Annotated in this window: 17 protein-coding genes and 1 riboswitch; of the genes, 8 read left to right on the top strand and 9 right to left on the bottom strand. The window is 57.1% G+C overall.

Translation table 11 applies throughout. The annotated features are described in order from the left end of the window. Nucleotides 1-1,953 (bottom strand): TonB-dependent receptor, encoded by a 1,953-nt coding sequence (locus RIC29_13305; protein ID MEQ8735897.1) that lies wholly within the window; start codon nucleotides 1,951-1,953, stop codon nucleotides 1-3. Nucleotides 1,954-2,107: 154 nt separating this feature from the next. Beyond that, nucleotides 2,108-2,312: riboswitch (cobalamin riboswitch) on the bottom strand. A gap of 62 nt (nucleotides 2,313-2,374) precedes the next feature. On the opposite strand from RIC29_13305, the gene RIC29_13300 reads away from it, so the two are divergent. From RIC29_13300 to RIC29_13285, 4 genes are all read left to right on the top strand, one after another. After that, entirely contained in the window at nucleotides 2,375-3,367 is a 993-nt protein-coding gene (locus RIC29_13300) for a threonine/serine dehydratase (protein ID MEQ8735896.1), read from the top strand. A 73-nt stretch (nucleotides 3,368-3,440) separates the two neighbouring features. Beyond that, nucleotides 3,441-4,439, top strand: a complete 999-nt coding sequence (locus RIC29_13295; GenBank protein ID MEQ8735895.1) for a zinc-dependent alcohol dehydrogenase family protein — start codon at nucleotides 3,441-3,443, stop codon at nucleotides 4,437-4,439. Between the two features lie 21 nt (nucleotides 4,440-4,460). Then, nucleotides 4,461-5,468 carry a zinc-dependent alcohol dehydrogenase family protein gene (locus RIC29_13290; GenBank protein ID MEQ8735894.1) on the top strand — a complete coding sequence of 336 codons (1,008 nt, stop codon included), beginning with the start codon at nucleotides 4,461-4,463 and terminating at the stop codon, nucleotides 5,466-5,468. 28 nt (nucleotides 5,469-5,496) lie between these two features. After that, nucleotides 5,497-6,486: a zinc-dependent alcohol dehydrogenase family protein gene (locus RIC29_13285; protein MEQ8735893.1), complete on the top strand. Its 990-nt coding sequence runs from the start codon at nucleotides 5,497-5,499 to the stop codon at nucleotides 6,484-6,486. A gap of 10 nt (nucleotides 6,487-6,496) precedes the next feature. Here RIC29_13285 and RIC29_13280 read toward each other — a convergent pair whose 3' ends face one another. After that, on the bottom strand, nucleotides 6,497-7,522 hold the full coding sequence (locus RIC29_13280; GenBank protein ID MEQ8735892.1) for a chromophore lyase CpcT/CpeT: 1,026 nt from the start codon (nucleotides 7,520-7,522) through the stop codon (nucleotides 6,497-6,499). Between the two features lie 474 nt (nucleotides 7,523-7,996). On the opposite strand from RIC29_13280, the gene RIC29_13275 reads away from it, so the two are divergent. Beyond that, nucleotides 7,997-10,423 (top strand): TonB-dependent receptor, encoded by a 2,427-nt coding sequence (locus tag RIC29_13275; protein MEQ8735891.1) that lies wholly within the window; start codon nucleotides 7,997-7,999, stop codon nucleotides 10,421-10,423. Nucleotides 10,424-10,677: 254 nt separating this feature from the next. Here RIC29_13275 and RIC29_13270 read toward each other — a convergent pair whose 3' ends face one another. Beyond that, on the bottom strand, nucleotides 10,678-11,427 hold the full coding sequence (locus tag RIC29_13270) for a class I SAM-dependent methyltransferase (protein ID MEQ8735890.1): 750 nt from the start codon (nucleotides 11,425-11,427) through the stop codon (nucleotides 10,678-10,680). Nucleotides 11,428-11,543: 116 nt separating this feature from the next. On the opposite strand from RIC29_13270, the gene RIC29_13265 reads away from it, so the two are divergent. Then, nucleotides 11,544-11,939 carry a DUF393 domain-containing protein gene (locus RIC29_13265; GenBank protein MEQ8735889.1) on the top strand — a complete coding sequence of 132 codons (396 nt, stop codon included), beginning with the start codon at nucleotides 11,544-11,546 and terminating at the stop codon, nucleotides 11,937-11,939. A 112-nt stretch (nucleotides 11,940-12,051) separates the two neighbouring features. On the opposite strand, the gene RIC29_13260 is transcribed toward RIC29_13265, so the two are convergent. Beyond that, on the bottom strand, nucleotides 12,052-12,597 hold the full coding sequence (locus tag RIC29_13260; GenBank protein MEQ8735888.1) for a hypothetical protein: 546 nt from the start codon (nucleotides 12,595-12,597) through the stop codon (nucleotides 12,052-12,054). A gap of 67 nt (nucleotides 12,598-12,664) precedes the next feature. Between RIC29_13260 and RIC29_13255 the strand changes: the two genes are divergently transcribed. Further along, entirely contained in the window at nucleotides 12,665-15,019 is a 2,355-nt protein-coding gene (locus RIC29_13255; protein ID MEQ8735887.1) for a molybdopterin-dependent oxidoreductase, read from the top strand. Here RIC29_13255 and RIC29_13250 read toward each other — a convergent pair. From RIC29_13250 to lptF, 5 genes are all read right to left on the bottom strand, one after another. Further along, the gene (locus RIC29_13250; GenBank protein ID MEQ8735886.1) at nucleotides 15,016-15,822 is read right to left on the bottom strand and encodes a hypothetical protein; all 807 of its coding nucleotides are present in this window, start codon (nucleotides 15,820-15,822) and stop codon (nucleotides 15,016-15,018) included. The genes RIC29_13255 and RIC29_13250 overlap by 4 nt on opposite strands. 69 nt (nucleotides 15,823-15,891) lie before the next feature. Further along, nucleotides 15,892-17,043 carry a dATP pyrophosphohydrolase gene (locus RIC29_13245; GenBank protein ID MEQ8735885.1) on the bottom strand — a complete coding sequence of 384 codons (1,152 nt, stop codon included), beginning with the start codon at nucleotides 17,041-17,043 and terminating at the stop codon, nucleotides 15,892-15,894. Between the two features lie 18 nt (nucleotides 17,044-17,061). After that, nucleotides 17,062-17,883 (bottom strand): sterol desaturase family protein, encoded by an 822-nt coding sequence (locus RIC29_13240; protein ID MEQ8735884.1) that lies wholly within the window; start codon nucleotides 17,881-17,883, stop codon nucleotides 17,062-17,064. Nucleotides 17,884-17,927: 44 nt separating this feature from the next. Beyond that, nucleotides 17,928-18,998: an LPS export ABC transporter permease LptG gene (gene lptG, locus RIC29_13235; GenBank protein MEQ8735883.1), complete on the bottom strand. Its 1,071-nt coding sequence runs from the start codon at nucleotides 18,996-18,998 to the stop codon at nucleotides 17,928-17,930. 12 nt (nucleotides 18,999-19,010) lie between these two features. Then, entirely contained in the window at nucleotides 19,011-20,252 is a 1,242-nt protein-coding gene (gene lptF, locus RIC29_13230; protein MEQ8735882.1) for an LPS export ABC transporter permease LptF, read from the bottom strand. Nucleotides 20,253-20,462: 210 nt separating this feature from the next. Between lptF and RIC29_13225 the strand changes: the two genes are divergently transcribed. After that, a complete protein-coding gene (locus RIC29_13225) occupies nucleotides 20,463-21,404 on the top strand; it encodes a diacylglycerol kinase family protein (protein ID MEQ8735881.1) in 942 nt (313 codons plus the stop codon). The last annotated feature ends 14 nt before the right edge of the window (nucleotides 21,405-21,418 follow it).

The raw sequence follows: 21,418 nt of genomic DNA, 5'->3' as shown, positions 1-21,418 counted from the left end.
CTATCTCTGCCCCAGGCGCATACGCACGCCCGCGTAGACCCCGATGCCGGGAGATTGAAAACCAAAGACATCCTGGTGGTCCTCGTCAAACACATTCTCGATACGACCGATCAGTTGAACGGACTCATTGAGATCGAATGACGTGGCGAGCGTGGCCAACACATAATCGTCCAGAGTTACAACCGTCTCGGGGGTTGCGAAAATAAATTCGCTGTCCTGCATTTCGCCGTTGTAGTTCAGTCCGAGGTCGACAACGGCGCGGTCATCATAAAAACGATAGGTCACATTGGTGCTACCGCTGTGCTTTGGACGCCGCAATTCCCGCACGCCCGCATCGTCTTTCGCGTCGGTATAGGTATACGCGACCGCCAAAGATAACGCCGCCATGGGATCAAGCCGCAGCGAGACTTCAAGTCCTTCCCGGGTGCTGGTCCCGGCCCGGTTATCCACCGTGAACGGGAAAACACCGAAGTCCGTAAAGATTTCGTCTTTCAGATTGGACTCGAAGTACGTCAAAGAGAGCAACCCAAGATCATTGGCAAAGGTATAATCGAGTCCAACGTCCCAGCCCTCTGAGGACTCAGGTTGCAGATCGGGATTGCCAATAAAGAAATTTGGATCAAATCCAAACAACTCAAAGAAGCTCGGCTGAGCCACGCCTGTGCCATAGCTGCTTCGCAGTTTAATACCACTTTCGGGCACCGCCCAGGCCGCCGTTAAACGATAGGTGGTCTCATCCTTAAAACGATCGTTGTCATCATGGCGCAGAGCGCCACTGAGGAAAATTTGTTCAGCCATGGCCAAGCGATATTCAAGGGCGGCTGAAATCTGCTCGCCGGTCTGGCTTTGGTTTTCCGGCCCGCCGCCAGCGCCCCGGTTTTCATAAGAGAGAGCTTCGTATTCCACCAGGGCACTCACAGCATGCTCAGCCGATTCACTGGTTTGGAAGGTAAAATCGGACTGATACTCCACATCCCACTTCTGGCCCTCTGAGCCAAAGCTGAACAGGCCACCCGAAAAAGACTCGTTTTGTGTGTCTGTGATGCCGGCGCTGAGGCGGTGAGTCCAACGACCATCCAGCAACGATGCGTCCGCTGCAGCCCGGCCATACCACCGATCAGACTTGCGCGCGCCGTCAGAGTCGATGACCAAACCCTGGGTGGGTGAGCCAAACGTAAAGTCCTGCTCGTCCTCTGCGGCTGAGGCACTGACATGCCGCCCGGATAAAGACAGCGTCAAAATTTTTGAGGTGTTGAAAGCGGCGAACATAGACGCGGTGAGATTATCATAACCGTCTTTCTCCGCACCCGTGGGCGAGGCTGAAATGCCGCCGATGTCCGAGTACCCGATGCTGCCCCTCACCACGCCCCAAGCGCCGGATGTGCCGGCATCAACGCTGCCCCGGGCCGTGGCAAAAGAGCCGCCTTCGGCAAAGCCATGCGCCCACGCCCCCTCAGAGGCACCATCAGGTGTTTCAGGGGGGCCAGTTGTGACGTTGATCACGCCGCCAATGGCTTCAGACCCCCATAAGGCGCTTTGTGGGCCGCGCAGCACCTCTATGCGGGAAACACCGCTGGACATCAGATGGGCGAACTCAAACTCGCCCGCATTAAACGGATCACCGGCTTCGATGCCATCAATCACAACCAGCGTATGACTGGACTCAGCGCCGCGCAGACGCACCTGAGTAAACGCCCCCGCCGGGCCGCTGCGATTGACCGCCAGGCCAGGCAGATCACGCAGCAGATCGCCGAGAAACGCCTGCTGGCGGGTTTTGATATCTGCGCCGGTCAACACATCAAGCGCACTGCCAACCGAAAGACGGGCCTGCGGCACACGGCTGGCAGTAACAACGATTTCATCGTCAATGCGGGGTTTGTCAGCAGCACCGGCCAGTGCCGGTAAGAAAATGACGCCTGCATAAGCCAGGCTGCGGCAAGAAATTTTGGTCACATTTGGTCTCCGTTCCGGTTCAACGCATGAGGCGCCGCCGAAATCGGAAATCGACCTGTAGGTTGTGACACCAAGACCGGTAACCAGCGCGACGACACCAACTCGTGCGCGTCACCGCTACGGTTTACCGCCCCTGTGGAACACCCCGTCCAAGGGTAGATGACGCTGTGAGGGCAGGTCTCCTGACTTGCGGGTCATGGCCGTTCCACCAACCTTCCCAAGGCCAAAACCTCAGTGGCATTTCTGGTGGAGGGCTCGCCGCTTACAGTTGCGGGGGCAGTCTCGGTATCACACCGAATTCCCTCTTGGCGTGCCTCTGCCGAAGCACAAACACGCACACCTTCACTACAGCCCTACCTACTGCGAGGATATTGCGCCGTCAAGCTGGCCGTTTTAGGGACAACACAGATAGACTGAATTCATGACACCGATTCCATCCGCTGAAGATGTTCACAAAGCTGCTGATCGCATAGCTGATCTGGTGACGAAAACACCACTGTTGCGGTGTTTAAAGCTGGATGAACAGACCGGTGGACAGATCTTTCTGAAAGCCGAATGCCTGCAAAACACCGGTTCGTTTAAAATTCGTGGCGCGATGAACCACCTTGCGAAGATGAGCCCTGAAGACCGCGCCAAAGGCGTGGTTGCCTGGTCGAGCGGCAATCACGCTCAGGGCGTTGCCGCTGCCGCAAAGCACTTCGACTCATCCGCAAAAATTGTGATGCCCGTCGATGCTCCGCGCGCAAAGATTGAAGCCACAGCGGCCCTTGGCGCGGAAATTCTTTTTTATGACCGGGCACGTGAAAATCGAGAAGAAATCGGCAGACGCATCGCTGCTGAAGAGAGTCGCATTATCATCCCGCCCTATGATCATGCGGATACCATCTGCGGCCAAGGCACGGTCGGTTTGGAAGCCATCGCACAGGCTGAAGCTTTAAAGGTAATGCTTGATGACGTGTTGGTGCCGGTCTCCGGCGGAGGACTGGCTGCGGGTATCGGCCTCGTCATGAAAGACCACTTTCCAGACATTCAACTTTACGCCGTCGAGCCAGCCGGGTTTGATGATCACTGCCGATCTCTCACCTCTGGTCACCCTCAGACCAACATAACAGCAACGGGGTCGCTCTGCGATGCCTTGCTCGCGCCAACTCCAGGCGCGCTGACATGGCAGCTTAATCGTACTCAGATGACAGGCGGGTACACTGTGCCCGATGACGATGTGCTGACGGCAATGGCCTTTGCCCACTGGCATCTTGGCCTGCGGTTGGAGCCGGGCGGCGCGATCGCATTGGCAGCTGTCTTGTCGGGCCGACACAGCGCTCAGGGTCGCAACGTCTGCGTTATTTTATCTGGCGGCAATGTTGACGAAGACACCTTCAACCGGGCGTTGGATCACCAGTTGGATGTCATATAACGATTGTCACCACGCCGGGGATATCGTGCTAAGTGTTGTCCAGACAAAGGTGAGTTTCCGCACGGAGTGACTGATGAGAGCGTTACAACAGTTCGACCACGGCGATCCGGCAACAGTCGTAAAAATTATCGATCTGCCCGAGCCTTCACCAGCCGCAGATGAACTTGTCATTGAGATGGAAGCCTCTGCGGTTCACCTGGCCGATATTAAGCGCTTTCGTGGCGACGAAGGATTCAAGGTTAACGACCTGCCCAGCCAACCCGGCTATGAGGGCGTCGGTCGTGTCACCAAAGTTGGCGCGGACGTTACCTCCTACAAAGTTGGTGATCGGGTGTTCCCCTGGTGGGGCGCTGGAGCCTTTGCGGAAAAAGTTTGCGTTAAGGCGGAAACCACACTGCATGCACCTGGCGGCGAGGCCGATCAACTGGCGCTGATGATGGTCAACGGCATGACATCAGTTTGTTTGCTGGAAGATTTTGCCGACCTGAAGGAAGGCGACTGGATTTTGCAGAACGGTGCCAATTCAAGCTGCGGACGGTATCTAATCGTACTCGCCAAAGAGCGTGGCATTAAAACCTGCAACATCGTGCGGCGTGAAAGTCTATTCGATGAACTCTATGAGATTGGGGCTGATGTTTGCGTCACAGACGAAGACGATGCCGACGCGTTGGCCGCAAAAGTGAAAGCCGCAGTTGGCGGTGCTGACTTGAACATTGGGTTTGATCTGGTGGCGAGCGATGCCACAACGCGGATCGCCCGCTGCCTGAACTACGGCGGCAAGGTTGTGAATTATGGCTTCATCTCCGGTGAGCCCTGCAAACTGTCGTTCAACGACATGTTCTTCAACAACATCACCTTGACCGGCATGAGCACCGGCCGCGGATTGGCCAAGCGCGATATGGCCGAAATTCGCCGCATTTATGAAATGCTGGCCGGAAAAATTGGCACGGGAGAGCTAAAGGCCGCGATTGCAGGCACCTACACCCTCGATCAGTTTGCCGACGCGTTTGCCCATGCCCAGCGCAGTGGCGATGATCGCAAAGGCAAGGTGATCCTGCATCCCAACGGCTAAGTCTTTCGCTATAGTGGAGGCATGAAAGCGCTTCAGCAAATTGGTTATGGCGATCCGAAAGACGCGTTCCGGTTGGTTGACCTGCCGGACCCGGAGCCCGGACCGTCAGACATCGTGCTGGAAATGCTCGCCGTGCCGGTGCATGGGCTGGAAGTGCGCGATGCAATCGACCCCAGCCGCGTGCCTAAAACCAGCCTGCCAAAAACGCCGGGCCTGGAAGGCTGTGGGCGGGTTGTTGCGGTGGGGTCTGATGTGACCGAGTTTGCTGTTGGTGACCTCGCCTTGCCGCCGCCGCGCTGCGGCACTTATCGTCAGTATATCTTGGCTCCCGCCGCTGACTGTTATCCGGCCCCGCCCGAAGCCGACCCGCAGCAACTGGCTTTCGTGCTGATCAACGGCATGACCTCGGCGCTGTTGTTTCAAGCGCATAACACACTGTCGCCTGGCGAGTGGATGATTCACAACGCCGCCAACTCAAGCTGCGGACGCTGGCTGATTGCTCTGGCAAAAGACGCCGGCTTGAAAAGCGTCAATTTAATCCGCCGCGAGGCGGTTGCAGCAAGCTTGTACGAGATTGGTGCAGACGTGTGCCTTGTGGATACGGGCGGCGATCATCCGGATATTCTGGCGACGCGCGTCAAGGCCGCAACAAAAGGCGCGGACATGCGCTTGGGGTTCGACACAATTGCTGGGGAGGCATCGGGCCGCATGGCGCATTGTCTCAGCGTCGAGGCCAAACTGATCGTTTACGGCGATCTCTCTGGCCAACCGTGCAGCTTTATTTTCCGCGACCTGTCCCGCAAAGGGATTCACGTTTCCGGCTATCGAAAATCAACCTTCGAAAAGAAACTCACCCCGCAAAATAAACGCGGCATCTATGCCCACCTCAATGACTTGATTGCGACGGATAAGCTGAAAATCCCTATAGCCGGGGCGTATGCTTTTGAAGACTATGCTGAAGCCTTTGCCCACGCCGCAAAAGCTGGTGCAGAGCGGGAGGGAAAGGTCATACTGCTGCCCAACACTTAAACCAACACCGTCAACGACAGGAGCCCCCATGAAAGCCTTACAACAAACTGCTTACGGCGCGCCGCGTGATGTGGTGTCGCTGGTTGAGGTTGAGGAGCCTGTTCCTCAATCAGACGAAATTGTGGTCGAAGTAGAGGCCGCTGCGATGCACCTGGCCGACCTCAAGTTTATTAACGGGGACCCCGGTTTTCGCTGGTTTGAGATGCCGCGTTGGCCCGGACATGAAGGTCTCGGGAAGATTGTCGCCATGGGAAATCAGGTCGAGGGATTTCAGACGGGAGACCGCGTTTTCCTGCCAACCGGCTCTGGCACGTTCCGGCAGAGGGTTCCGGCCAAAGCCGCAGATTGCACCCCAGCCCCAGACGGAGATGCCTTGCAGCTTGCTCTGACGTCTCTCAACGCCATGACCGCGTTCATTTTGGTGGATGATATCGCACAACCGAAACACGGCGATTGGATTATCCAAAATGGCGCCAACTCATCCTGCGGGCGTTTCGTGATTACCTTGGCCAAAGACCGCGGCGCAAAAACCGTCAACATCGTGCGCCGACCGGAGTTGATTGCTGAACTGAAAGACGCCGGTGCGGATGTCGTGATGGTCGATACGGGCGACCCGGATGCCACGGCGGCACTGGTCAAAAAGGCCACTGGAAACGCAAATATCCGGTTCGGATTTGATTGTGTTGCGGCAACAGGAACCGTGACCATCGCACGCTGCCTGGGCGATGAAGGCACCGTCATCAATTACGGCTTCATGAGCGGGCAAAACGCCGAGATGGCCTTTCAGGATTTGTTCGGCAAAAAAGTCAGCCTTGAAGGCATGAGCATGCGCACAAGCCGCGATGCCTGGGAACGAAAACAGGTTCTGGAGCGTTTAGCTGCCATGACGGCAGAAGGCACGCTCAAAGCCAAAATTGCGGCAACGTTTACCTTAGATGAAGCCCAAGAGGCCTTTGCGCTTCAGGCTAAAACAGGCACTGATCGCCAAGGCAAAATTGTGATTCTGCCGAACGGTTAAGCGCGTATATTTAAAACCGAGCGGCCTCGCCATCATCCGCCGTGCAGTTGGCTTCAACACCAGACGTACTGATGGCGATGCGTTTGGCATCAGGTTCAGCAAAGGCCCGCGTCAGCGGAAAAATCTCGTTCTTCTCCGTCAGCGTCATAATGAACGTGTTGCGGCTCGTGCCCGCAGGCGGCACGATATTCAAGAGCTCAACATGCAACACCTTAGGCGGGTTATGCGTTGTCGAGAGTTCAAATTCACCGCCCTGGTCATGAGTTCTAAAACCAACGTAGCGTTCAAACCCTTGTTCCTTATTCGGGTTGCGCGCCAGCATCATGCAGGTGAAGGGCCGCGCTTTGCGGGCCACTTCCGGCACACCAAGATCATTGGCCATCAACGGCGTGCCGTCAGCGCTGAGGATTTCGGTCTGCGTGGTCATTGAGGTGTCTGTCAGAGTGATGGTGTCGCGCAGACGCACCTGCTGATCAAACCCCTGCGGCGTATAGAGGCAATCATCTGGCGCTTGCGTGCCGAGGAACATATCGCCCAACGCCTGCCAGCGAATGGCGCAGCCATCGGGCAGTTTTTCCATATCACGGGGCGTTATCCCTGAGAGCTTCTCGGAATCTTCATGGGCCCCGGCAACTCTGGCCGCATCGGCCTCATTGAAGGCATAGATGTCGGTTTTGACCGCTCCGGCTTCAGAATCGACGCTGTGCACATACAGCCGTTGGCGGAACAACTGATCGGGCGGAGAGCCCTGATACTGCTCGACATAGGTGACATAATCACCGAATGCAGGCAGATCGACGCGCTTGAAAATCTTATGCTGGCGGGCAACCCAGCCCTCTTCCGGCAAATTAAACCGCTCTTGGAAATTAACCTGATTGGCGGTGTCGAACTGGCCTTGCCACAGGGCGCTGAGATTCTCCGCATCGCGGACAAGGACCGCATTGAGATCAGGGCGGGTTTGAGCCTGAGCATTAAACGCCAAAGCAAAGGACAAGAGGGCGCAGGACAACACGGTAGTCATAACGATGCGGTTCATAAGGCTCTCCAACTCAGAATATCCATAACTGGAGTGTGCCCTAAATGCGCGCATTTACGAAATCACCTTGGTTTGAGGTTTTTTGTGGTGGGCTTGTCCGAGGGACAAGGTTTTGTTTTTTGGGGGCTCGACCTTGGGTCGAGAGTCTTTTTTGGGGGGCTCGACCTTGGGTCGAGCCCATGCACGACTGGTTCCCCCCAAACGAGCCCATGGACGTATGATTGGAGGAACGAGCCCATGGAACTACATTTCGGTACCCCCCTGGAACGAGCCCATGCACAGTTTTATTTCACAAACACACGCGGTCTTCCCGCCTCACCACCTTGGATTTCGGGACACAAAACATTACATAAGGGATTAAGTTAGAACGTTTGAGCATGGTCAAATACCGGACGGCACCATGCGTTCATGATAAACTTTGCATCACCCTTTACCCCCCACGATCTGTGAGTTTTTAGTGTTATGCGTGTTTCTATGTTGCTCCGGACCGTTGGTCTGCTTTTTCTGACACTGTTTTTTCTGGCACTGGTTTTTCTGTCACCGGCGCTGTCCGTCGGGACAGGTCAGGCGCAGGCTCAAACCCCCGACAACACTATTGGCACCATCCGGGGCGACATTCGTGATGCCGTGTCAGGCCGCAGTATCGCTGGGGCGCAAGTGAAACTCATTGATGGACCCGCGATCGACCAACGCGCGGTCACCGGCAGCGATGGCAGCTATGCCTTGAACGCCGTGCCGGAAGGTTTGTTCACCCTGCAAGTCACCCAGCCTGGATATGTGGATGCGGTGGAGATTGACGTGCGTGTGGTGCGCGACCGCGTGACCCGCGCGGATTTTCAGTTGGCGCGGCAGGCCCTGGCCATCGATGAGATATTGGTCACCGCCAAAGCGGTCGGTATCACGCAATTTGGCTCTGTCACGGCAACGCGCTTGGGCCGTGAAGAAATCCGGCGCGGTGCCGGCACGGCCGGTGATGTGTTTCGCGGCCTGGATGTTTTGCCCGGCGTGTCCAACACGGGCGAGTTTTCCAACTTCACCGTGCGCGGACGCGGCCCCCGCGACAACCTGATTCTGATTGACGGTATCCCCTTTGACAAAGTGGTGCACTTCGACCGCAGCCTTGGTGATGAAGAAGACATTGGCGGCGGCGGACGCTTCTCGATCTTTGCGCCCAACATTATCGGCGGCGCAGAGTTTCAAGCGGGGGGATGGAACGCCGCCTACAGCGGTCGCAGTGGCTCGCTGCTCAAGCTCGACATTGCGGAAGGCAACCCGGACGATCCATCGGTCAGCGCGCGGCTTGATATCGCCGGCGGCGAGATCACCTACGATGGCCCCAGTTATGTGGCGGGCAACACCAGCGTGTTGCTGTCCGCACGCTACTTTGACTTCGGCAACCTGTTCAAAGTGATTGGTCAGAAAGACATTGGCGATCCGGAGTCTGGGGACTTTTTGTTCAAGTCTGTCACCGACCTCAACGACCGCCACAGCGTATCCCTACTCGCCTTGTATTCCCCGGAGGACTACACCCGCGATGTGGACAACGTGCTGGAGTCCGACGACTTCGAAGACACCTCTCTGCTGACCACCGAACAAGACAGCCTGCTGCTGGGCGCAACCTGGACCTGGTTGGTGGGCAATGAAGGCAAACTGACCAATGCGCTGTTCGTGCGCGACAGCGATAAAACCAGTCGCCTGGGTGAAGCGTTCCCCGATCTGACTGGCGTTGAACAAACCGCCGACCAAGTGGCCGTGCGCGAGAACATCCTGAACCTGACGGAGACCGAACAGGAAATCGGCTGGCGCGGCGATTACACCACCCCCACAGCGTGGGGCGTATTGTCGGCCGGGGCGCGCTATTCCTACGTTGAATTGGATTTCGACACACGCCTGGACGGCGATTGGATTCGTTATGTGTATGACCAGAATGATTTCCGGTCTGACCCGAGCCAAAAATTTATTGTGCTGACGCCAGGGCGCATTGATTCCGCCTTTACGGCCAAAGAGTCGCGGATCGCGGGCTACATCGATCACGCGTTTTACCTGGGGGACTTCACCCTACGCCCAGGCGTGCGCTTCGACCGGGATGGGTTTTCAGAGGAGTCCCTGTGGTCACCCCGTCTGTCCGCCGATTGGCAACTGGGGGCCGCGACACGTCTGTCTGCCACCGCTGGGATTTACTATCAGACCCCCCGCGTGCTGGAACTGGCCGCCGACCCGGCCAACAACCGCCTGGAAAACGAGCGCACCAACCAAGTCAGCCTGGGGCTGGAGCATTACCTGACGCCTGATCTTAAGGTGGCCGGGGAAGTGTATTATCAGGATCTGGAAAATCTGGTGGTGCCTGGCGACAAAACCTCGGGCCTGGCGTTTAACAGCGGCACCGGCGACGGCGCGGGCCTTGATTTGAGTGTGCAAAAGCGCATGTCGGATGAATGGTCGGCGTCTTTGGCGTACTCGTACGCGCGCGCCAAACGGGATGATAATCTGGGCGAAGGCGAATATGACGCCGACTTCCATCGCCCGCATGTGTTGACTCTTGCCGCCGCGTGGCAACCCAATGACCGCTGGGCCGTGGCCGCGAAATGGAAATACGCCTCGGGCCGCCCCACAGATGCCTTCATCATCAACGCGGATATTTTTAACGACCCGAACAACGTGCGATTCTCAAAAGAGATCACCACCACCAACACAGAACGGCTGCGTGATTTTCATGCCCTGAACATTCGCATCGATTACCGGCGGCAGATTGGCGGTGTCAGCGTCATCACCTTCCTGGATGTGATCAACGCCTATGGCCGCACCAACATCGACTCCCTGGAGTTTGATGAACGCCGGGGCGTGAATGTGTTTGGCGACCTGAGTGTGTTTCCGCAGATCGGCCTGAAACTGGAGTTTTAGGGAAGGGCTTTCAAACGTGACAGCCAAACACCTGCGCCCGGGCGGTGTTTATGGGTCACCCTGTCAAGCAGGATGATGACAGAGAGTAGTGTCACCTACTCACACTGTCATTACCCGGCGTGAGACCGGGTAATCTATAATCTCAGAAGGCAGCGTTATGAACGGAGCCTGGCAACCTTAAGAGTAGAGCCCTCACGCCCCGCCCGTGTTTATGGGTCACCCTGACATGCAGGGTGACGACACGGCGTGGCGGTTTAAGGGTTCGGCTTCTGGAAAAACATCAGGTGCTGTTGCGGCAGAATATCTTTGGTTTGCACCCACTTTAAACCGAGTGCTTCCATTTCTTTGCGCGCTTGGGCTTCTGACATTTTATGCAGGCGCTTAATGGGCACACTGGGGTCTTCCAGGCGGTATTCCACCAGGGCAATCTGACCGCCCGGCTTGAGCGCCTTGACCATGGCCTCGCCCATTTCGCGGGGATAGGCAAACTCGTGATAGGCATCGACCATAAAGATCAGATCCACCGCGCCATCAGGCAAATTGGGATTGTCTTCGGTGCCCAAAACCGTCTCGATGTTTTGCCAGCTGCTATCTCTGAGGCCCGCGGCTTTGCGTTGCGCGATGATCGCCAGCATCTCGGGCTGAATATCCACCGCCAGCACTTTGCCCTGGGGCACCCGCGCACTGACCGGGAACGAAAAGTAGCCCGTGCCCGCGCCGATGTCGGCGACCACGAAATCAGGTTCCAGGTCGAGATTATCAATCAGCAGGTCGGTGCGTTCTTCGCGCTCGCGCTCGGGACGCTCCAACCAGCCCGCCCCCAGATGCCCCATGACGTGGGAGATCTCCCGGCCCATGTAGACCTTGCCGATGCCATCGCGGCTGGCGCGCTGGGTTTCATACCAGGGCGTAGCAGACTCTGTTGCCGTGGCCTGAGCGTGAGTGGGACTGGGCGAGTCACAGGCGGCGAGGGCGACCATAAGAACAAGGGGCAGAAAGCGCATGGCGCGGACTCCTAAATTTTTCAGCTTAATCTTTGTACGCAGGGGACGCGTATTGGTTCAAAAAAGGCGTGCGAAAAAGAGTGAGCTATCGGGCACTCTTTGCCGTAAGAAGAGCTATGAACATACATCCTCACCTTACTGTTTTCTATAACGGGGCCTGCCCGGTCTGCCGGGTTGAAATCAGCCATTATATGAAACTGACAGAACACCACCGCATCACCAACCTGGCCTTTACGGATTTGGCGCTACACCCCGACGCTTTATCCCGGTATAGCCTGCGTGCCGATCAAGCCAAACGGCGGCTGTATGCGGAGACCGCAGGGGAGGCTTTGTTGTCGGGCATCGACTCCTTCATCGCCATTTGGGAACGCCTGCCCTGGTACCGGGGGCTGGCCAAGGTGGTGCGTCTGCCCGGCCTGCGCGAGGTCGCGGCCCTGGTGTATGACTATATCGCCGTGCCTGTGCTGGCGGGAATCAACCGGCGGCGGGAAGCGAGAGCAATCGCAAGTTAGTCGTCAGGCTCGGGCTTGTTCCGCGCATCCAGGGCAACAAAACTGTGCGCGTGCTTTACCCTGCACCCTCGGAACACGTCCGAGGGTGACAGAAAGTTTTATCGTATACAGTTTACTCGTCGTCAGGCTGCGGGATCATCTCGTAAATTTCGACCATCTGTCCTGTGGGCGCGCGCAGGTAAATCTGCATGGAGCGGCCCGTGGCTGACGGGGTGTAGGGTTTGATGATCTCCACATTGTTGGCTACCGCACGATTGTAGACATCTTCCAAATTTTTCGCGGTGTGCACCAAAATGACGCCACCGTAGGCCGCACCTTCATCGGGCAAGTCGAGCGACGGAAAGTTTGGCGCGTCTTCAACCATCAGAAGCGCAACGGTGGAGCCTTCCTTGGAGGTAAACGCGGTGAAGTAGCGCGTTGCGTTTTCATCCCAACCGATGGGACTGGAATCTCCAGTCGTCGGTCTTGGATCACCCATGTAGGAAAACCCCATGACATCGCGCCAGAAGGTGATGGAGGGCTCAAGGTCCGCCAACCGCCCCATGATGGTGGTGCGCGCAAAACTGGCATAGCCGGGTTCAGCCTCTTGCGCGGCAGCATGAGATGCTAAAAAACTGGGCGCGAGCAGAACAGCGAGAGCAAAAATCAGGCGACGCATGGATCAATCTCCTTTTTATGAAGCCCTCACCATAGTCGGCTAAAGGTTGAACGGCTATAAGGAGTGTATGCCTGATGATGTGAAATACCTGCCGACCGCAACCCATTGGGGCGCCTATACGGCCACCGTGGACGGCGGCAAAGTGACCGCCCTGACCCCGGTGGCCAGCGACCCGGACCCCTCGCCCATTGGACCGGGGATGCCTGAAGCCCAACACGACGCGGTGCGAATCGCCCAGCCGATGGTGCGCAAAGGCTGGCTGAAGCGCTTGAAAAACGGCGGGCCTCAGAAAAACGTCACCGGACGCGGAGCTGAGCCCTTTGTCGCTCTGCCCTGGGATGAGGCGCTGGACATTGTCGCAAACGAACTGACTCGGGTGAAAGAGAGCTTCGGCAATGAAGCGATTTATGCGGGCTCGTACGGCTGGGCGTCGGCGGGACGATTCCACCATGCCCAAAGTCAGATGCGACGGTTTTTGAATCTGTTTGGCGGCAACACCTATTCGGTGGGCACCTATTCCTCGGGTGCGGCGGAGGTGATTGTGCCGCATATTGCGGGCGACTGGATGGCCGTGTGCTACAATGCCAACACCACCTGGGGCACCATCGCCGATCATACAGAACTGGTGGTCGCCTTTGGCGGACTGGCGCTGAAGAATTCACAAGTACATGGTGGCGGCACCGGTCGGCATATTGCCAAAGAGGCGTTGCAGCGTTGCAAAGAAGCCGGTGTTGAAGTGGTCAACGTCAGCCCGATCCGCAGCGATGTGGTGGATTTTTTAGACGCGACCTGGCTGAGCCCGCATCCGGGTTCTGACGTGGCCGTGATGCTGGGCCTGGCCCACACGTTGATTGCGGAAAACCTGCACGATCAAAAGTTCCTCGACAGCTATTGCGTGGGCGGCGAAAAAGCCATCGCTTACATTCTGGGGCAGGCAGACGGCGTTGCCAAAACGGCAGAATGGGCCGCAGCGATTTCAGGCCTCGGCGCCGAGACGATCAAAGACCTGGCGCGCCTGATGCATCAGAAGCGAACGCTGGTCACGGTCAGTTGGTCGCTCCAACGCGCTGATCATGGCGAACAAACCTATTGGATGGCAATCACGCTGGCGGCCCTGTTGGGACAAGTCGGCTTGCCCGGAGGCGGTTTCGGCTTTGCCTATGCGGGCGCGGCGGGCATCGGCGGACCGGGGACTCCGGTGGCTCCCACGCATTTGCCAAAGGGGGAAAACCCCATCGGCACCTATATTCCGGTGTCACGAATTTCCGACCTGCTGTTGAACCCGGCTGGCACCGTGCGCTTTAACGGCCAGACGCTGACCTACCCGGACATCCGGCTGGTGTATTGGTGTGGCGGCAATCCGTTCCATCATCACCAAAATCTTAATCGGATGGTGCACGCCTGGCAGCAGCCCGAGACCATTATTGTCAACGAAGCCTGGTGGAACCCCCTGGCGCGGCATGCGGACATCGTGTTGCCAGTGACGACCACCCTGGAGCGCAACGATGTGACGGCGTCGGGCTTGTCGCTGCAGATTATGGCCATGCACAAAGCGGCTGAACCGTTTGGGCACGCGCGCTCGGATCACGATATTTTCAAAGGTCTGGCCGAACGGTTGGGCGTTGCCGAAGCCTTTACGGAAAACCGCACTGAGATGGAGTGGGTGAAGTGGCTGTATGAAACCACCTGCCAGCGGGCAGCAGACCAGGGCCTCAACACACCGGACTTCGAGACGTTTTGGAATGGTAAAACCAATGCAGCGGCACCCGGCATGTTGGAATGGCCGTCGCGGGACGAGCGCACACTGTTTGAAGATTTCCGGGCAGACCCAGAAACGCACAAACTCAACACACCCTCGGGCAAGTTGGAATTATTTTCTGAGACCATCGCCGGCTGGAATGAACCGGATCAGCCGGGCCACGCGGTGTGGCATGAACCCAGCGAATGGCTGGGCGGCGCGACAGCCAAAACCTATCCACTGCATCTGATATCCAACCAACCGGCGACCCGCCTGCACAGCCAATACGACAACGGTGGATACTCCCAAGCCTCCAAAGTGCAGGGCCGTGAGCCGGTCTGGATCAACCCTGACGATGCGGCAGCGTGGGGTATTGAGGACGGCGATATCGTGCGCCTGTTTAACGACCGGGGGGCATGTCTGGCGGGCGCGGTGATTACGCCGGATGTGCGCGCGGGCGTCGTGCAGCTGGCAACGGGCGCCTGGTATGACCCCGACACCCCGGGCAAAATTGGCGCCACCTGCGTGCACGGCAACCCCAATGTGCTGACCCACGACCACGGCACGTCAACCATCGCTCAAGGCACCAGCGCGCAAACCTGTTTGGTGCAGATCGAAAAGTTTGAAGGCGATGCCCCGCCGGTGAAGGCATTTCAGCCGCCGGAAACTGTGCTGAGTTTTTAGGCCGCCGCCGCCAGCACAGCCATACGCCGTTTGTTCAACATGATCATAAACAGCGCCCACAGGATTGAGGCGAGCAACGACAGGCTGAGGCCGATGGCCTCGCCCCACCAGACCACGCCGTAGTGCAAAATCATCAACGACAAGACCATACCTGAGACAACGCGCATGGCGCTGTGCATGGTCGCGGCAGCAGCAGCGCCACCCAACCTCAGATGCAGGATGACTGTCAGACTGAGGAAGACAATGGGGAACACCGCCGCTAAGCCGGTCACCACCGGGCCGATGAGGTTTGAGCCGGTCACCACCATCGCCACAAACAAGCCGATGAGCAAGGCGCGCAACGGCACATCATACCAAGTGCCCGGGGCACGCTTTGGATTGTCGGGCGCTTTGCCCATGTTGCGGGTGATCCAGAAACACGCGGGGTACATCACCAGGTTCAGCGCCAGGGCTGTCCACGGCGTCCACCCCACCTGACTGATGGGCAAGGCGAACAGCACCCAGACCAGCACGCCACTGCCGACCGTGGTCACCACATTGGTGCGCGGCGCCAACCAGACCATGACAGCGACAAAGGGCGCGATGGCCGCCATGCTGGACATACTGGCGACCGCGCTGGCAGCAACGAAGGCATCGCTTTCTTTCATGGCCAGCATCACATAAGCGGGGCCAGCCGAGGTGGGAAACGCGCCAATCAACGAGCCATAAAACGGCCCGGCGCGCTCGGCCGCAAGCGTGGCCGTGACCACAACCGCTGCGGTGACCGCCATGCGAATCAACAAGGGAATCCAGACATCTTCCATGGTGGCTAGATTTGTATGGACAATTAAGGGACGAGTCCAGCCCCGTCGACAGATTGGACCAGATAAGGCCTAAAGTGCTTTTTCGTAGACGCGGTAGGTTTTATAGACCCGTCCGCCAATGGTTTCGATGGAATGGCGGGTGGGGGTGTTGTCTTCCAAGATCCAGCTCATTTCGCAGACCGGGAGATTGAGCTTGAGCGATTCGGTGCGAATAGCACCAATGACCATCAACGCCAGAACCGAACCCAAAGACTTTTGTTTAAAGCGCGGCGCGACGCCCATCAGCGGCACCCGTGTGCCGGACGACCAGCTGCGCCGGGTGAGAATGCGCCGGGCCAGTTTCATCCAGCCGGTTGGCCACAGGTTGCCCCCGAGGTCGGCGATCATTTCGTTCAGGTCGGGCAGCGCGACCGCCATGGCCGCCGGTTGACCTTCGTAAAAGGCAAACCACACCAATTCGGGAATCAAGATGGGCTTGAGTTCTTTCGCCATGTGCTGGGCGTCGGCTTCCGTCATGGGGACAAAGCCCCAGTTTTCGGCCCAGGCGGCATTGAACAGATCGACCAGAATACGAATATCGGCGTCGTAATTTTTGGGGTCAAGATGACGTAACGAAAGACCGGGATTGCGATCAATCGAGCGCTGCAAAATTTTCACATGCTTCAGCGGCACCGCTGGATCCATAGGTGTGAGATAGGCCAGCAAATCGCGCACGCCCGCAAAACCAGCACCTTCGACCAGAGTTTGATAATAGGGCCTAGCGTGTCCCATCATCATGCGGGGGCGGCTCTCAAAGCCCTCGATCAGCAAGCCGGACTCTTCGTTAATGTTGAGGCTGAACGGCCCGCGTATGTGTTTCACACCGCGTTCTTTGAGCCACGCGCCTGCGGCTTCGAACAAGGCGTCGGCCACCGGCTGTTCATCGACGCAATCGAAGAAGCCAAACAAACCAACGTCATCGCCATGGCGTTCCAGGTGGCTGCGATCCACCTGTGCCGAGATGCGGCCAATGGGCGCGCCGTTGCGTTCGGCCAGAAACAGCTGGGCCTCGCCGTGACTGAACCAGGGATTTTTTTTGGGGTTGAGCTGGTCACGCACCATCATCTTGAGCGGGGGCACCCATGCGGGGTCGTCTTCCAAAAACGCCGCCGGGAGCGCGATAAACGTCTCACGGTCGGCTTTGCTGGTAACCGGGCGAACAGTGATGGCAGGCGTCGTCATAGCGAAGAAAAGCGCGGGCTACGCCGAAGGGGCGAGCTTGCCATCGTCGACAGACCCATCAGACTCCTCAAGCGCTTCCCGCTGGCGATGCACTGGGTTTGCCGTATGCGGCCAGCCGTCGGTCATCTCTGCAACGTAGGGGTAAGTCTTCGCGACGTCCTCGTCGTAGCCGAGATTGAACACGGTGGCCGACCTGGGACGCATTTTGATTTTCTCGTACATGGTGCCCAAAATACGGTCCCACATGTAATTGGTGATGCCGTAATTGCCGTTTTCATTGTGGAAGTGATGCGCCATGTGAAGCTTCTTCATGCGCTTAACCCAGGCCCATTGGGGCACATAGCCCAAATGCTGAATGCAGTGGATGAATTCATAAAAACAGGTTTGCAGAACGCCCGCACATAACGCAGCGGCGGCCCCGGGCCAGCCGGCCAGGGCATAGCCAACCGGCACGGTGGCGAGCGCGACAGTAGGAAGGGTGGTGTACAACGCCCCGAACAGGACTTTGAGGTTATTGGGATCAGAATGGTGATCGTAATGGATGCGCTTCCACACCGGGGCGGTGAGTTTGCTTTTCCACATCCACTTAGAATGTAGCACCCAGCGATGCAGAACGTACCAAACCAGCGGATAGATCAGAACGGTTGCCAAAACAGAAGCGGCCAGACCCGTGAATGACGCCAGACCATTCGCCCAGGCCCAAGCCGCGTAGCTGGCGGTTAAGGCGGCAAACGCAAAATACGCAGCAATGGCGTAGTACTGAAAATAAGCTGCCGCGAGCTGACTCAGGTTCATGCGATCTAAGTGGTACTCTCGATCCGACCAGAATCCGATTTTCACAGTCTCAACCCTTCTTTTGTTTTTCGCGTTAGCGCAAAGAGACGTTATGCGCCTTTATTTTCTAAGTTTACCACAATCCATAAGCCTATGGTGCCAAACAGCGCCAAAGGCAACCAGGCCGCCACAATGGGCGGCAAAGCCCCGAATTGACCCATGGCCAACAAGAGATTGTCGGTCACGATAAAGACAAACCCAAGTGAGATGCCATAGACAATCACCATGATCGCACTGCCCTGGCGGTGATGAGCAAAAGCGGCGATGGCGGCCAGAAGCGGCATCAAGGCGAGCACAGCCGGACCGGCCAATTTACGCTGCAACCAGGTATCATAATAGTATTCCGGTCGCGTTCCGAGCGCCAACTCGCGCACATAATGTTCGAGTTCATCAAACGTCAGTTCACTGGGCGGGTTTGCCAATTTATTGAAATCATCCGGAGTGAGTTTGGTCTCCCAAGCCGGTTTAGGCAGAGGCGTGGCAACGGAATCCCCGCCAACGCGCGCCGTGCCAAAAAAAGTCCAGCCCTGTTCTTCCCATATGGCGAGGCGAATATTGATAATATCGGTCACGGCGTCGGTTTCATTTTGACGAAACAACCTGATGTCGTTGAGTACAGACCCGTTATTCAACACATGCCCGACGCGGATGATGGTCTTTCCTTCAATCACCCAGGTTTCACTGCCATCTATGATTTCGCCACCGGGTTGATAGCCGGTGCTTTTCCAGTCTTCAAGTTGGGCGTTAAAGCGCACAACCACACGGTCGGAGAACACGAACAACACAAGCGCCAAGATCATGCCAACAGCGACCAGACCACCGACCAAACTCAACACCGACCGGCCAGCCGCCCGCATGGCAATAATTTCACTGTTGCGGGCCAGCACAACCAAGGCTGTGAGCCCGCCCAGCAACGCCGCCAAAGGCGCGACTGTTTCGATGATCGACGGCACGCGCAAGATGATATAGCGGCCAAGGGCGCTGACCGGCTGCCCGCCACCTTCCAGCACCGCGTCTGCGTTGGCCAGCAGGTCGAGCATTTGCAAGAACACGACCAAGCCAAACAGCAAGGCAAAGAAACGCGTCAAATACGCTTTCGTCAAATACCAAGAAAGAATCATAGGATAAGCTTACTAGCTGCGGCTTCTACGAAACAGACGCATGATACTGATGATCAGTCCAGACCACCGGTCTTCCATTCGCTGCATGGGCGTTGCCCCTGCGACCGCTTCTGTTTTGAGAAATAAATAGGATGTGCCGGCAATAAATATGGCAAAGGGCACCCACAGCGCTGGCCCAGGCGCGACGCCGCCCACCGTCGCATAGGCTTCGCTAAACTCAAGAATCTTATGGTAGACCACCAGCGTCAACAAGCCGATGACCAGACCAAAGGATTTACTGGCACGGTGAGTCATGATGCCAAGCGGGGCCGCCAGCATCGGTAAAAATAAAATCGATAACGAGAAGACAATACGGCCATGCAGTTCAGCGGCAGCGGCAGCGGGCGGCACACGGTCCTCCGGATAGATCTCCGGATTGGCCGCGACAAGCCTCACCCCATTTTCATCGACCGACATGTTTTTGACGTAGCCACGCAACAACTCGTCAATTGTTAACTCGCGTTCATCACCTCCACGCATGCGAAAGCGTATCAGTTGATCAAGGTTGAGCGGCCAGTCAAAGGCATCAAAGCTGACGGTATTGGCCGAACTCGCCCCCGGAGACCACTCAGACCGGTTGCCCTGAAACAATCTAAGGCTGGTTGGGTTATCTGGACCGCCTGACACCAACCGGCCCCGCTTGGCCGTTAACGTAACGATGGTGCCATCGTCTTTTTGCTGGTGGGCAAACACACCGTACAACTCGCGCCCAGCGCCACGGGATTGTTCGACACGTAAGGTGTAGCCATTGGGCAGGTCCATAAAGACGCCTTCGCCAATGCCGGATTCCAGCACACCGCTGGTGACATTGAACAGAAGCGCGCGATAGGCGTAACGGCTGAACGGCTGCAAATACCCCACCAGAATCAAATTAAAGATCATCATGAACAGGCCAAGAATGACGGCGGGGCGGATAAAACGGCTCAACCCAATCCCCGAGGATTGAATGGCATCCAGTTCAGATTGTGACGACAACTTGCGAAAGGCGAGAAGCACACCCAAAAACAGGGCCGCTGGCAAGGCCAAACCGATGTAATGGGGAATCAGGTTAAACAACATCTGGAAAACAACCAGGGTCGATACGCCATTACCAACAGCAATATCCAAGAGCCGCAGCATGCGCTCGAGCAGCAGAATCACCGCCGCGATCAGCAATGTTACAAGCAGGGTTGGCATAATCTGCCGTAGGAGATAAATGTCGAGCGCTTTGAACATGGTCGTTATGACCGTCCTTACAGACGGCCTTTGCCCTTCAGGTCCCTGAGTCAGCGCCAGAAAATTGCCCGTAACCGGTTGTTTCCGGTTTTTCGTAGGGAATCTTCAAGCAACGGCAACATGGCGGCAGGATGCAATATCGTCAAATCAAAGCTTTTGAAACATTATGTATGGGTTCGAGACCTCCTCCAATTTTAAGGCTCCGCTGCTTTGACCACCCCCCGCCTCGCCATCATCAGCAATCATCTCAGCACCCAGAATAAGGCTGACGGCGCCTGGCTGCTGGATATCATCGCGGGTCATACCTGGGTGCGTCACTATGTGATCGATCAGGTTGCGGACATCCCCGTCATCCTTAGAGACTGCGCCACGGCAGGCATTGAGACGTTAGCGATTGATGGCGGCGATGGCACCGCTGGTTTGGTGTTTTCCGGCCTGTTAAATGACGGACCATACACCACGTTACCCGCGCTCGCCCTGCTGCCCTCGGGCAAAACCAACATGACTGCGGCGGCCTGGAGTTTAACGGGGGATCGGCGAGAGGCTTTGGCCGCGTTATTGGTGCATTGCGGCGAGGGCACATTGCCGCGTACCCAGCATACGCAAGCGATTCTGACGCTGTATCATGGCTCTGCCCCACCAAAGCATGGTGCGTTTTTTGGCGGCGCAGACGTGGTCGACGGTATTTTGTACTGCCGCCGCAAGATTTATCCTCTGGGGTGGCCCAATACGCTCTCTCACAGCGCCGCTGTGTGCCTATTACTTTGGCGGGCCCTGAGGTCCGGGCCACAGGGTGGGACGGTGCGGGTGACCACGGAAGACGGAGGATGGTCAGAAGACGGTCGTTTCTTTGTGGTGATGGCCACGACCATGGATAAAATGCTGCTGGGCATGCGTGCACACCCTTCCGGAGGCGGGGGCCCGATGAACTATATCAGTTTGCGCCCAGGGGCGATTCCTGTGCTCTCGACCTTTGCCGGACTGTTACGGCGGAGATTTAAGGCGACCAAGCACCGGACGGTGCGCCGCACACAGTCTGTGTCATTCTCTTTTGATGGGACGTACACCTTGGATGGCGAGATCTACGAGACGGATACTGACACACCGATCCGGCTGGACAGCAGCCAAGCCCTGACCTTCGTGCGATGGTAGGAAGATAGTAGAAA

It is taken from the genome of Rhodospirillaceae bacterium (genome assembly GCA_040219235.1).
GTDB lineage: Bacteria > Pseudomonadota > Alphaproteobacteria > Rhodospirillales > Rhodospirillaceae > WLXB01.
Note: the sequence above shows the minus strand (reverse complement) of the source record. Positions and strands in the feature narration are given on the sequence as shown.